At 66.0% G+C, this 12,495-nt stretch carries 11 protein-coding genes and 1 pseudogene; 11 read left to right on the top strand and 1 reads right to left on the bottom strand.

The features are described 5' to 3' along the window. Positions 1-4: 4 nt before the first annotated feature. The 11 genes and pseudogenes from AC6CH3_RS05225 to nusB all read left to right on the top strand — a co-directional run bounded on the left by AC6CH3_RS05225 (position 5) and on the right by nusB (position 11,055). Positions 5-235, top strand: a complete 231-nt coding sequence (locus AC6CH3_RS05225; protein ID WP_400576087.1) for a DUF6167 family protein — start codon at positions 5-7, stop codon at positions 233-235. A 123-nt stretch (positions 236-358) separates the two neighbouring features. After that, complete coding sequence (alaS, locus tag AC6CH3_RS05220) at positions 359-3,037, top strand: alanine--tRNA ligase (RefSeq protein ID WP_498131425.1); 2,679 nt, start codon at positions 359-361, stop codon at positions 3,035-3,037. A 7-nt stretch (positions 3,038-3,044) separates the two neighbouring features. After that, positions 3,045-3,644, top strand: a complete 600-nt coding sequence (gene ruvX / locus AC6CH3_RS05215) for a Holliday junction resolvase RuvX (protein WP_498131424.1) — start codon at positions 3,045-3,047, stop codon at positions 3,642-3,644. After that, positions 3,641-5,536 carry an endolytic transglycosylase MltG gene (mltG, locus tag AC6CH3_RS05210; RefSeq protein ID WP_498131423.1) on the top strand — a complete coding sequence of 632 codons (1,896 nt, stop codon included), beginning with the start codon at positions 3,641-3,643 and terminating at the stop codon, positions 5,534-5,536. The genes ruvX and mltG overlap by 4 nt, the downstream gene beginning before the upstream one ends. Then, positions 5,533-6,393 carry a shikimate dehydrogenase gene (locus tag AC6CH3_RS05205; protein WP_498131422.1) on the top strand — a complete coding sequence of 287 codons (861 nt, stop codon included), beginning with the start codon at positions 5,533-5,535 and terminating at the stop codon, positions 6,391-6,393. Before mltG ends, AC6CH3_RS05205 begins: the two co-directional genes overlap by 4 nt. A 26-nt stretch (positions 6,394-6,419) precedes the next feature. After that, on the top strand, positions 6,420-7,619 hold the full coding sequence (gene aroC / locus AC6CH3_RS05200) for a chorismate synthase (RefSeq protein WP_400576097.1): 1,200 nt from the start codon (positions 6,420-6,422) through the stop codon (positions 7,617-7,619). 56 nt (positions 7,620-7,675) lie between these two features. Beyond that, a pseudogene (locus AC6CH3_RS05195) lies at positions 7,676-8,158 on the top strand (shikimate kinase); the annotation flags it as partial. Between the two features lie 158 nt (positions 8,159-8,316). After that, positions 8,317-9,405 (top strand): 3-dehydroquinate synthase, encoded by a 1,089-nt coding sequence (gene aroB / locus AC6CH3_RS05190; RefSeq protein WP_498131421.1) that lies wholly within the window; start codon positions 8,317-8,319, stop codon positions 9,403-9,405. Next, on the top strand, positions 9,405-9,923 hold the full coding sequence (locus tag AC6CH3_RS05185; RefSeq protein ID WP_498131420.1) for a tetratricopeptide repeat protein: 519 nt from the start codon (positions 9,405-9,407) through the stop codon (positions 9,921-9,923). Before aroB ends, AC6CH3_RS05185 begins: the two co-directional genes overlap by 1 nt. Before the next feature lie 158 nt (positions 9,924-10,081). Next, positions 10,082-10,645, top strand: coding sequence for an elongation factor P (gene efp, locus AC6CH3_RS05180; protein WP_400576102.1), 564 nt, complete (start codon positions 10,082-10,084; stop codon positions 10,643-10,645). Beyond that, positions 10,645-11,055, top strand: coding sequence for a transcription antitermination factor NusB (nusB, locus tag AC6CH3_RS05175; RefSeq protein WP_400576104.1), 411 nt, complete (start codon positions 10,645-10,647; stop codon positions 11,053-11,055). The genes efp and nusB overlap by 1 nt, the downstream gene beginning before the upstream one ends. 105 nt (positions 11,056-11,160) lie before the next feature. Here the strand turns inward: nusB and AC6CH3_RS05170 are convergent, their stop codons facing one another. Beyond that, positions 11,161-12,429, bottom strand: a complete 1,269-nt coding sequence (locus AC6CH3_RS05170) for a PrsW family intramembrane metalloprotease (RefSeq protein ID WP_498131419.1) — start codon at positions 12,427-12,429, stop codon at positions 11,161-11,163. Positions 12,430-12,495 lie beyond the last annotated feature (66 nt).

Below are 12,495 nucleotides of genomic sequence, written 5' to 3'. Positions count from 1 at the left end.
TGATATGAAGAGACTTGTCTGGATGGGAATCGGCGTGGCCATCGGTGTCATCGCGTTCCGCAAGGTCACAGAGGCGCAGGCAAACCTGGGGCCGGAAGGCCTGAACCGGGCGGTAGGGCGGCTGGCGGACGGCGTCTACGACTTCGCCGATGCCGTCCGCGCCGGAATGCGGGAGCGGGAAACCGACCTGCGCAGCGCGCTCGGCGTCGAATCCCAGGACCTTGCCCGCCGCTAGGTACGGCCGCGCGGCGGAAACGCGCGAGAATTAAACCAGCGGGTCGGCTACGCCCGGCCTGCATCTGAAACAAAACTGTCACGCGCCACACCGCGTGAACCAAGAAGGGTATGAAATCAGCTCATGAAGTCGCAGGAGATCACAAAGCGCTGGGTGGACTTTTTTGTCAGCAAAGGCCACACCGCGGTTCCCTCCGCGTCGCTGGTCTCCAGCGACCCCTCCCTGCTGTTCACGGTTGCGGGCATGGTCCCGTTCATCCCTTACCTGACCGCCCGTGAGGAAGCCCCCTACTCCCGTGCCACCAGCGTCCAGAAGTGCATCCGCACCGGTGACATCGAAGAAGTGGGCAAGACCGCCCGCCACGGCACGTTCTTCCAGATGTGCGGCAACTTTTCCTTCGGTGACTACTTCAAGGAAGACGCCATCAAGTTCGCCTGGGAACTGCTCACCACGAGCGTGGACGACGGCGGGTATGGACTTCCGCCGGAACTGCTCTGGGTGACCGTCTACGAAGAAGATGACGAAGCCAAGGACCTCTGGCTGAAGAACACCGGCGTCCCGGCCAGCCGGATCCAGCGCATGGGCAAGGCTGACAACTACTGGCACACCGGCCAGCCCGGCCCGGCCGGTCCCTGCTCCGAGATCTACTACGACCGCGGCCCCGAATACGGCGTCGAAGGCGGCCCCATCGCCGACGAGAACCGCTACGTCGAAATCTGGAACCTGGTGTTCATGCAGTACCAGATCGACAACGTCCGCTCGAAGGACGATTTCGACATCGTTGGTGAGCTGCCCAAGAAGAACATCGACACCGGCCTCGGCATGGAGCGGCTCGCCATGATCCTGCAGGGCGTCGAGAACATGTACGAGACCGACCAGGTCCGGCCCGTGATCGACAAGGCCGCCGAGCTCTCCGGCAAGGAATACACCTCCGCCGAAACCGTGGACGACCCCCACCACACGGACGACGTCCGCATGCGCGTCGTCGGCGACCACATCCGTTCGGCCCTGATGCTCATCGCCGACGGTGTGACGCCCTCCAACGAAGGCCGCGGCTATGTGCTGCGCCGGCTGATCCGCCGGGCCGTCCGTTCGATGCGGCTGCTCGGCGTCGAAAAGGCCTGCCTGCCGGACCTCCTGCCCGCATCCCGCGACGCCATGAAGGGTGTCTACCCCGTGGTGGAGACGGACTTCGACCGCATCAGCCGCATCGCCTACGCAGAAGAAAAGGCCTTCCTGCGGACCATCGCCTCGGGCACCGCGCGCCTCGAAGACGCTGTGAACGAATCCAAGGCCGCCGGGCGTCCGCTGTCCGGAGCCGACGCCTTCACCCTCCACGACACGTACGGGTTCCCGATCGACCTGACCCTGGAAATGGCCGAGGAAGCCGGCCTGAAGGTGGACGAGCCAGAGTTCCGCAAGCTCATGCTCGAACAGCGCAAGCGCGCCCAGGCGGACGCCAAGGGCAAGAAGGGCGCCCACGCCGACGTCAGCGCCTTCCAGGAACTGCTGTCCGAGGGCGAAACGGTCTTCACGGGTTACACCGAGCTCGAGGGCGAATCCCGGGTCCGCGGAATCCTTAACGCCGGCCGCAAGGTTTCCCAAGCTGCCACGGGCGACGAGATCGAACTGGTCCTCGCCGAAACCCCGTTCTATGCGGAAGCCGGTGGCCAGGCCGCCGACACCGGCCTGATCACGGGCGACGGCTTCGTCGTCGAAGTCCTGGACGTGCAGCGTCCGGTGAGGGGCCTGAGCGTCCACAAGGCCGTTGTCCGCGAGGGTGAAATCGCCGCCGACGCCCTGGTCAGGGCTGCGGTGGACCGCGAACGGCGCCACGCAGCCGAGCAGGCGCACACCGGCACGCACATCGTGCACGCTGCCCTGCACCAGATTCTGGGCCCGCAGGCCACCCAGCGAGGCTCGTACAACAAGGCCGGCTACCTGCGCTTCGACTTCGCCTGGGGCGAGGGCCTCAGCTCCGCCACCCGGTCCGAGATCGAGGAGGTCTCCAACCTCGCCATCCGGAACAACTTCCGCGTGGACACCAAGGTGATGCCCCTCGCCGAAGCCAAGGCGCTTGGCGCCATGGCGCTGTTCGGCGAGAACTACGGCAGCGAAGTGCGCGTCGTGGAGATCGACGGCGCGTGGTCGCGCGAGCTGTGCGGCGGAACGCACGTCTCGAACACTTCACTCATCGGCAGCCTGTCGCTGCTCGGCGAGCAGTCGGTGGGCTCGGGAAACCGCCGTGTGGAGGCCTTCGTGGGCATGGATGCATTCCGGCACCTTGCCGCGGAACGCGCCCTCGTCACGGAGCTGACGGAAATGCTGAAGGTGCCCTCCGGCCAGCTTGCCGACCGCATCGCCACCACGCTGACCAAGCTCAAGACGGCCGAAAAGGAGCTCGAGCGGCTCCGCAAGGAACAGCTCGCAGCGGCGGCCGCCCAGCTGGTCGGGACCGCCCAGGACGCTGCCGGCGTCCGTGTCATTGCCCATGATGCAGGGCAGGTCGGCGGAGCCGACGACCTCCGGGGCCTGGCCCTCGACCTGCGGAACCGTCTCGGGTCAGAGGCGTCCACGGTGGCGGTCGCCGGCGTCAGCAACGACCGTCCGGTGATTCTCATTGCCACCAACGAGGCTGCCCGTGCTGCGGGCGTCAAGGCCGGAGCGCTGGTACGGCTCGCGGCCGGCATCCTCGGCGGCGGCGGAGGCGGCAAGGACGACGTCGCCCAGGGCGGCGGCACCGACGCGTCCAAGGTCGGCGCCGCGCTGTCTGCAGTCGTCGACGCAGTCACCCGGCGCTAGCGGATCCGTGACCTCACCTGCTGAATCCGGCGTCTACCCCCAGGGCATCAAACTGGGGGTAGACGTGGGCACCGTCCGGGTCGGCGTCGCCATTTGCGACAGCGATGCCATCTTGGCTACGCCCTTGAAAACCCTTGACCGCAATCCGAAAAAGAACTCGGACGTGCGGGTCATTGCCGCCCTCGCGGCGGACCGCGGTGCTGTGCAGATTTTCGTCGGCCTCCCGAGGACCATGAAGGGCGAAGAACACGCCTCAGCCCGCATGGCCACGGAGTATGCCCAGCTGCTGGCGCAGGCGCTGGAGCGCGCCGGATTGGACGTTCCCGTGCACCTTGTGGATGAGCGCCTGAGCACGGTAACGGCACACCGACACCTGCACCAAGCTGGCATGAGCAGCAAAAATCACCGTAAAGTGGTGGATCAGGTTGCTGCTGCGGGGATTCTGCAGCACGCCATCGACATGCAAAAAGCCAGGGGAACGGATGTGGGAAGCCGCGTACGCGCGCTTTCGCAGCCGGGGCTGACCGGTGACGCCGCAACGCAGAATGATGCGCAGGTTGTCCCGGGAAAAGACACGCAATCTTCAGAAGATGGAAGGCTACAGTGAGCCCGGTCAATAGCGACGATTCCTCCGGCAGGAACTTCAGGGGTACCGGACGGCCGCTGACACGCAAGGAAATCCGTGCCCGTGAGAAGTCCCTCACGGCGGACGCCGCGGACCTTGTGCCTGAACAGGCCTACGAGTCCGGAAACGATGCCCCGGACCTCCCGGAACGCCGCCCGGAAGTGCCGCAGTCCGCGGCCCCTGCGCCGGCACAGCGGGTCGAGCCAACCGTCTCCGGCGCGCTGCCCGGGGCCGCGGCTTCGCCGGTCCCGTCCCCTGACGCGGTGGCCCCGACGCTTGGAGTTCCACTGGTTCCGCCGGTTCCGCCGACCATTCAGGAACCGGCTAGCCGGGAACCGGCCGGCCAGGCGCCAGACTTCGAGGAGCCGGCCATTCACGAACCGGCCAGCCGGGTTCCTGCTTCGGGCGCCCCGAGTGAGGGCGTACATGGTGCGCACGCTGACCCCGATCACCATGCTGACCATCACGCCGCCGCGCACCGCGCCGCAGCCCACCGGGCCGCTGCCGGCGACGCCACCGATTACACGCACACAGACCACACACACTCAGACCTCGGGCTCGCTGACCCTGCGCACACCGGCCACGGTGCCGCTCATCACGCAGGCGCAGGCTACGCCGATGACGGTTTCGGGGCCCCGGCGATCCACGCCGACGAGGCCCACTACCATGCAGCGCCTGGAGACGTGGACTACGCGGCGTATCACCATGACGCCCACCACGGGAGCTACGAGGACCATGTGCCGTACGAGGATGAGGCTATGGGCCATCAGCTGCTCGCCAACCCGCAGAACGTAACACCGGTGGCCCGCCCTTCCAAGAAGGTCCGCAGGCGGCGCCGCCTCGTGGCGCTGCTGCTCACGTTGGCGCTTTTCGTCACGGCCACCGTCGTCGGTGCCCAGTTCCTGAAGCCGTTGCTTGGTACCGACAAGCCCAGCGATTACCCGGGACCCGGCGCGGGGCAGGTCAAGCTGTCAGTCCAGCCTGGCGAAGGGCCGGTGTCGGTGGCCGCCAAGCTCGAAGAAGCCAGAGTCGTGGCAAATGCAGACACATTCATTTCTGCGCTTAGCGCCTCGGGTGGCACACTGTCTCCCGGCGAGTACGACTTCAAACAGGAAATGAAGAATGCGGACGCCGTTGCTGTCCTGCTGAACGAGCAGCAGGCCAAGGTCATGTACTTTGCACTGAGCGCCGGGCTCAGGATCAACGAGTCGCTTGAGGCGATCTCTGAGGGCTCCGGCATCCCCGTGGCCCAGCTTAAGTCGTTGAGTGATTCTCCCCAGCAGTTCGGACTCCCGGCCAAGGCAAAGAACCTTGAGGGCTACCTTGCCCCGGGCGAGCACCGGTTCCCGCTGGGATCTACGCCCAAGGAGATCCTCACGCAGCTTGTCAAGATCACCCAGGACGAGCTGAAGGCTCAGGGCGTCACCGATCCCGCCAAGCAGTATGAGGTGGTGACGGTGGCGAGCATCGTCCAGGCTGAAGGCGGCCAGGCGGAATACAAGGACGTTGCAGGCGCCATCTACAACCGGCTCAAGCCCAACAACACGGAGACGGCCGGGCTGATCCAGTCCGACGCCACGGTCACCTATGGCCTGGGCCGAAAAAGCTTCCACATTACCGAAGAGGAAAAGGCGGACAAGTCCAATCCGTACAACACTTACGCGAACCAGGGACTGCCCGTGGGCCCCATCGGTTCACCGGGGAAGACGGCCATCGATGCTTCGGCCAAGCCGAAGAATAACGAATACATGTACTGGGTGACCATCAACCTGGACACCAAGGAGACCAAGTTCTCCAAAACCCTTGCGGAGCACCAGCGGTACGTTGACCAGTACAACGCGTGGTGTGAGGCCAACCCCGGCCGTTGCGTATGAGCCGCCGGGCGGCCGTCCTCGGTCATCCGATCGGCCACTCCAAATCGCCTGCCCTCCATCTGGCCGCTTACGCGGAGCTGGGGGAGGAGATCGATTACAGCGCCATTGACGTGACCGAGGAATCCCTTTCCGCCTTCATGGCCTCCGTACGCGGCGAACAGGGCTGGTGCGGGCTGTCCGTCACCATGCCCCTCAAGAAGGCCATGGTCCGGGAGGTCGATGAAGTCCGAGGCGTGGCCCGTGTACTTGGCGTCATCAATACCGTGGTGTTCGACGGCGAAGGCGCATCCCGCCGGCGGATCGGATACAACACGGACGTTGCCGGCATCGTCAACGCGCTACGCAATGCCGGTGCCGCCGAAGCTCCCGCCGCGGCGGTGCTTGGCGGCGGGGGTACTGCGGCAGCGGCCGTGGCTGCGCTGCAGGAACTTGGCGCGAGGTCCGTGAACGTCTATGTCCGGGACACGGGCCGGGCCGCGGAAGCCAGGGCTGCCGCCCGGGGCCTGGCGATGGACATCGCCGTGCGCCCCATGACGGAGGCCGTCAGCGGCATGCTGGCCGCCGACGTCGTCATATCCACCCTGCCGCCGCGCGCCGCCGACGGAATGGCGGGCGAACTGGAGGGGCTCGGCGTGACAACGGAGGGTGTCCTGCTGGACGTCGCCTACGACCCCTGGCCCAGCCGCATCGCCGCCGCATGGCGGAAAGGCGGGGGGAAAGTGGTGCCCGGACTCGAGATGCTGCTCTACCAGGCCGTCGAACAGGTCCGCTACTTCACGGGCCGCGAGGATGCCGCCAGCGCCGAAGTCATAGATGTGATGTGCGACTCAGTCGGGGCACCCCGACGCGTCTTCTGACCGCCCCACGTGGCAGGATGGATGCTATGTTGCGTTGGTTGACTGCCGGTGAATCCCATGGCCCGGCCCTCGTCGGAATTATCGAAGGCGTTCCCGCCGGTGTTGAACTCACCAGCGGGCAGATCGCCGATGCCCTGGCGCGCCGCCGTCTCGGTTACGGACGCGGTGCCAGGATGAAGTTCGAACAGGATGTGGTCACCATCCTCGGCGGTGTCCGCCACGGACTGACCCAGGGCGGGCCCATCGCCGTCCAGGTCGGCAACACGGAATGGCCCAAGTGGGAGCAGATCATGTCTGCCGATCCCGTTGACCCCGAGTCACTCGCAGACCAGGCCCGCAACGCTCCGCTGACCCGTCCGCGGCCTGGGCACGCAGACTTCACCGGGATGCAGAAATACGGCTTCGACGAAGCACGGCCCGTCCTTGAGCGTGCCAGCGCGCGTGAGACTGCCACGCGTGTTGCCATGGGGACGGTCGCGGCGCAGTTCCTGAAGCACCTCGGCATCGAACTTGTAAGCCACACCGTGTCCATCGCCAGCGTCACGGTCCCCGAGGGCAGGCCCCGTCCCGTCCCGGACAACGTCATCGCGCTCGACGCCGACCCGCTGCGGTGCTTTGACCGCGAAACCTCGGACGCCATGGTGGCCGAGGTGGACGCCGCCCACAAGGAAGGCGAAACCCTCGGCGGAGTGGTCGAGGTGCTCGCCTACGGGCTCCCGCCGGGACTCGGCAGCTACGTCCACTGGGACCGCCGGCTCGATTCACGCCTGGCCGCCGCCCTCATGGGCATCCAGGCCATCAAGGGCGTGGAGGTGGGAGACGGGTTCCTTACCGCGGCCCGCCGCGGTTCTGCCGCGCACGATGAAATCGTCAAGGACGCCGACGGCAGGATCATCCGCACCACCAACCGCGCCGGCGGCATCGAAGGCGGCATGAGCATTGGCGACGTCCTGCGTGTGCGGGCTGCCATGAAGCCGATCGCCACGGTTCCCCGCGCCCTGAAAACCATCGATATCAGCACCGGCGAGCCCGCCAAAGCCCACCACCAGCGCTCCGACGTCTGTGCCGTCCCGGCCGCCGGCGTCGTGGCGGAGGCCATGGTTGCCCTCGTCCTCGCGGAAGCCGTCACCGAGAAGTTCGGCGGTGACTCCGTCGCGGAGACGGCCCGGAACATCAGGGGCTACATCGAGAACATTCCGGCGTCCCTGGACTCGATCGGACAGTAGTGCCCTTCAGCAATACACCCCGCACGGGCAACCGGCCAGTCGTGCTCATTGGCCCCATGGCCGTGGGCAAGTCGGCGATCGGGCATCAGCTGGCACAGCAGCTCGGCGCCCCCTTCGTGGACACCGACGCCGTCATCGTGGAGAACCATGGCTCCATTGCCGACATCTTCGCGGGACGCGGCGAGCACGCGTTCCGCGAGATCGAAGCGCGGACCGTGGCGCGCGTCGTCGAAGAAGCCACCGGCACGTCAACGGTAATCTCCCTCGGCGGGGGCTCTGTCCTGGATTCCGGAACACAGCAGCTGTTGGAGCGCTGTATCGTGGTGTACCTCGAATGCGATGTGGACACCGTCGCCGCCAGGATCGCCAGGAATTCCGGACGCCCGCTGCTGGCCGGTGACGGAATCCGCCGGTGGAAGACGCTGTTCGCCACCAGGAAGCCGGTTTACGAGCGCTTGGCGGACATTGTCCTGGACGTCCGGCGCGGCTCGGTAGCGGAACTGGGACGCCGACTCGAGGAAGCGCTGCGCGCCTATGCCGGCGGGACCGGCGGCGCCATAGGCACGGGCGGCACAGCCGACGGCGCCATCGGGAACACCACCGCGGCGGACTCCGCCACGGAGAAATCACGCGCGGCCAACACAGCCGCGAATACTGCGGCCAGCGTCATCCCGGCTGCAAAACAGGAAGTTGAAAAGTGAGCGAATCAACTGTCATCAAGGTCACCGGCGAATCGGCCGGGGACAACTACGACGTCGTAGTCGGACGAGGCCTGCTCGGCGCCTTGCCGGAACTGCTCGGTGAACGGGTCCGTCGCGTCCTGGTCATCCATCCCCGGGCCCTTCGCCTCACGGGCGACACCGTCAGGGACGAGCTGGAGGCCGCCGGTTTCACCGCCCTCACCGCGGAAATCCCCGATGCCGAAGAAGGCAAGCACATCCAGGTGGCCGCCTTCTGCTGGCAGGTGCTGGGACAAAACGACTTCACGCGGTCGGACGCCGTCGTATCGGTCGGCGGCGGGGCTGTCACCGACCTCGCCGGCTTCGTCGCCGCCACGTGGCTCAGGGGAGTCAAAGTCATCCATATGCCCACCAGCCTGCTCGGCATGGTGGATGCCGCCGTGGGCGGCAAGACCGGCATCAACACGGCCGAAGGAAAGAACCTCGTGGGTGCCTTCCATCCGCCCGCGGCCGTGCTGGCGGACCTGGACACGCTGAACACCCTGCCGAAGAACGAGCTGATCTCCGGCATGGCCGAGGTCATCAAGTGCGGCTTCATCGCCGACCCCGCCATCCTGGACCTCGTGGAGCAAAACCCGGATGCCGTCACCGACCCGCAGTCGGACGTCCTCCGTGAACTCATCGAACGCGCCATCGCGGTCAAGGCCCGCGTCGTGTCCGAGGACCTCAAGGAATCCGGGCTGCGCGAAATCCTGAACTACGGCCACACCCTGGGCCACGCGATCGAACTTGTGGAACGCTACTCCTGGCGGCACGGCGCCGCGGTATCGGTGGGCATGATGTTCGCCGCAGAACTGTCCCGCAGCGTGGGCAGGCTCGGAGACGCCGACGCCGATCGCCACCGGAGCATCCTGGAATCCCTGGGGCTTCCCGTCACCTACCGCCGCGACCGCTGGCAGGGACTGCTGGACGGCATGCGCCGCGACAAGAAGTCCCGCGGCGACCTGCTCCGCTTTGTGGTGCTCGACGGCGTCGGCAAGCCCGGGATCCTGGAGGTTCCCGATACCTCCCTGCTCTTTGCCGCCTACCAGGAGATCGCGTCCTGATGAGCGACATCACAGGTGAAACCATTGAATGGCCCGACGGAGGCTTCCCCGGCATCAGGATCAACCCGGAAGAACTGATTCCGGAAATCACCGGCCCCGAGGCTTGTGCCGCAGCACTGGATGCGTCCACGGATCCGGCAGACCGCGTGTTCGTGCTGCTGGTGGAGGGGCACGCGTGCGATGCCGCTGAACTGCTGGCCGAGGCGCGCTACAAGGACCCCGAGTCGTTCCGGCTGAGAGCTTTCGAGGCTGAAGTGCTGCGCGTCTCCCACCGCTACGACCTTGCCGTTGAGCTCTACCGGCAACTCCTCGCAGAGGCGGCGGGAACGCCCAACGAGGCCCTCGTGCACCAGTATCTCGGCAGGACCCACTTCGCCGCGGGCAACATCGGCGCCGCCGTGGAGTCGTTCGCACGGGCGCTGGACCTGAGGGTTGAACAGTCGGCCGATGCTGCGCTGATCTATTCGTCCACGGTGGCGCTGCAGCGGGCCCGGGACGTGCTCGAACTGGCTTCCTGACCGGCGGTGGTGGGCAGGGCTGACGGAGCCGGTCCACATGTCCGTTAGAATGGTTCTTGGATTTTTGATAAACACACGCTGGCGGCGCCGTTCGGCATGCCGGCTTGGCATATACGGCTGGCAGCCAGAGGCAGTCAGATAGAAACCAGAGGAAACCAGTGGCAACCACAAACGACATCAAGAACGGGACCGTCCTGAAGCTCGAGGGCCAGCTCTGGAACGTCATCGAGTTCCAGCACGTCAAGCCTGGCAAGGGTGGAGCGTTCGTGCGCACCAAGATGCGCAACGTCATGTCCGGCAAGGTGGTCGACAAGACTTTCAACGCCGGCCTCAAGATCGAGACCGCCACTGTGGACCGCCGCGATTACCAGTACCTGTACCAGGATGGCGCTGACTTCGTGTTCATGGACACCCAGGACTACGACCAGATCACCGTCTCCGGCGCCACGGTAGGCGACGCCACCAACTTCATGCTCGAAAACCAGATGGTCAACATCGCCATCCACGAAGGCACCCCGCTCTACATCGAACTGCCGCCGAGCGTTGTCCTCGAAATCACCTACACCGAGCCGGGCCTGCAGGGCGACCGCTCCTCCGCCGGAACCAAGCCGGCCACCCTGGAGACCGGTTACGAGATCCAGGTGCCGCTGTTCGTCGAGAACAACACCAAGGTCAAGGTCGACACCCGTGACGGCAGCTACCTGGGCAGGGTCAGCGAGTAGTGAGCGCCCGCGGTAAAGCCCGTAACAGGGCCTTGGACGTCCTCTTTGAGGCTGAGCAGCGCTCGGTTTCCGCGTTTGACGTGCTGCGCGCCCGGCGTGAGAAGACTGACCAGATCGTCAACCCCTACACGGTGGAAATCATCGAGGGTGTCGTGTCGCTGCAGCCGGCAATCGATGAGTTCCTCGAAACGTACTCGCAGGGCTGGACTCTGGAGCGCATGCCCTCCGTTGACCGCATCATCCTGCGCATCGGCACCTGGGAGCTCCTGTACAACGACGACGTACCCGACGGCGTCGCCGTCAGCGAAGCCGTCGCCCTGGCCAAGACGCTCTCAACGGATGAATCGCCGTCGTTCATTAACGGCCTGCTCGGCCGCCTCCAGCAGCTGAAGCCCTCGCTGCTGGCCTGACTTCTGCAGTCATGCACAGCAGCTGCATGCACAAAAGCCCCGACCCCCTGTGAATGAACTGGGTCGGGGCTTTTTGCTGCCCCTTGAGACGTCAGGGCGGCTTTTCTAATGCCCGACGGCGGCGCGCAGCGCCACGAGGTGGTGCAGCTGCTGCAGCTCGTCCTGCTGGTGCAGCGCAACGTCCCGGCCACTCAGGATCCGCTGGCGTATGAAGGCCAGCTGGGTTGCAGCCTTCACGAAGGCCTTCATCTGGGGACCGCGGTTGTATGCGCTGGCCCAGCGGACCGCCTGCCGCCTGCCGCCGGCGGTGGCGAGCATGCCGACCTCGGCGGGCGTGAACCAGCCCGCTGCGGCGTATTCGTGCAGCCGCTGGCGGGTGAGGCGTGACTCGGCGACCCGCAGGGCCACAATGCAACCCACGGCCAGCAGGAAAATGGGGACCTGGACCAGAACATACTGGGCCAGGAAGTCCTGCCCCATGCTGTTCCAGCGGTTGTGCAGGACCATGGCGGGAATGAGCCCCACGGCGAACCCGGCAACGGAAACACCGGAGTGCCAGCGCCGGGCAGCGAAACCCATGATCAGGCCGGTGGTTCCGGTGAAGATCGCATGCGCGAAGGGCGACATGACGCCGCGGAGGAAGAAGATCTGGGCGAGGTCGCTGCCGGGAGTGCCGGACTCGGCGATGGCCCGGCCGAAGTAGAGGATGTTCTCCGTGAAGGCAAAGCCCCCGGCGATGGTGAAGGCGAACACAACACCGTCCACGGGACCGTCGAAATGCCGGCGGGCGAGCAGCAGCAGGAGGAGCAGCCCCAGGGATTTCGCGAACTCCTCGACAACGGGGGCCTGGACGGTGGTCATGAAGTCCCGGAAGGACGCCTCGTCGGACGTGGGCGCCGCGAGTGCGAAGACCGGCTGGATCAGCAGCGTTACGGCGATGGACACTGCCGCGCCCCACGTAAACGCGAACAGGAGCAGCCGTTTCGGCTCAGGCTCCCAGCGGTCAATGATGTGCACGGCAAAGAGCACGGCCCCCAGCGGAATCAGTGAGGCGACAAACCCGATGGCGAAGCCGGTGACGCCGGTGTTGGCCAGCAGGAAGGGGACCACCAGGAACAGGCTGACGAAAGCGAGGACAATTCCTCCCACCACCAGGGACAGCACCCCGGAGGAAGGGCGGGCCGCAACGGTGGTGGCCGACTCAGGAATGACCTGGGCCACCGAGCCGCCGCGGTGTCCTGGCGCGGGACGGTAATCCTGCTGAAGGACATGGCCCATCCAGCTGGGATTCGTCTGCTCGTGGAACTGCCACTCGGGGTCTCCGGGGCGGTTGCCGGACGGTCCGGGTGCAGGCTGCTGCGGGTTCATGGACATAGTCATGAGCCTATCGGCAGACGGGCGGGCAGGATGTGACGGACGACGCCTTCCCGCGGGACCAGT

It is taken from the genome of Arthrobacter sp. GQ119, assembly GCF_059759125.1.
This window is presented reverse-complemented; position numbering and strand designations above follow the sequence as displayed.

Bases quoted from the DNA above. Each gene is read 5' to 3' on its own strand.
- AC6CH3_RS05225 (WP_400576087.1), top strand. From the start codon at position 5: ATGAAGAGACTTGTCTGGATGGGAATCGGCGTGGCCATCGGTGTCATC.
- alaS (WP_498131425.1), top strand. From the start codon at position 359: ATGAAGTCGCAGGAGATCACAAAGCGCTGGGTGGACTTTTTTGTCAGC.
- AC6CH3_RS05205 (WP_498131422.1), top strand. From the start codon at position 5,533: ATGAGCCGCCGGGCGGCCGTCCTCGGTCATCCGATCGGCCACTCCAAA.
- aroC (WP_400576097.1), top strand. From the start codon at position 6,420: ATGTTGCGTTGGTTGACTGCCGGTGAATCCCATGGCCCGGCCCTCGTC.
- AC6CH3_RS05185 (WP_498131420.1), top strand. From the start codon at position 9,405: ATGAGCGACATCACAGGTGAAACCATTGAATGGCCCGACGGAGGCTTC.
- AC6CH3_RS05170 (WP_498131419.1), bottom strand. From the start codon at position 12,429: ATGTCCATGAACCCGCAGCAGCCTGCACCCGGACCGTCCGGCAACCGC.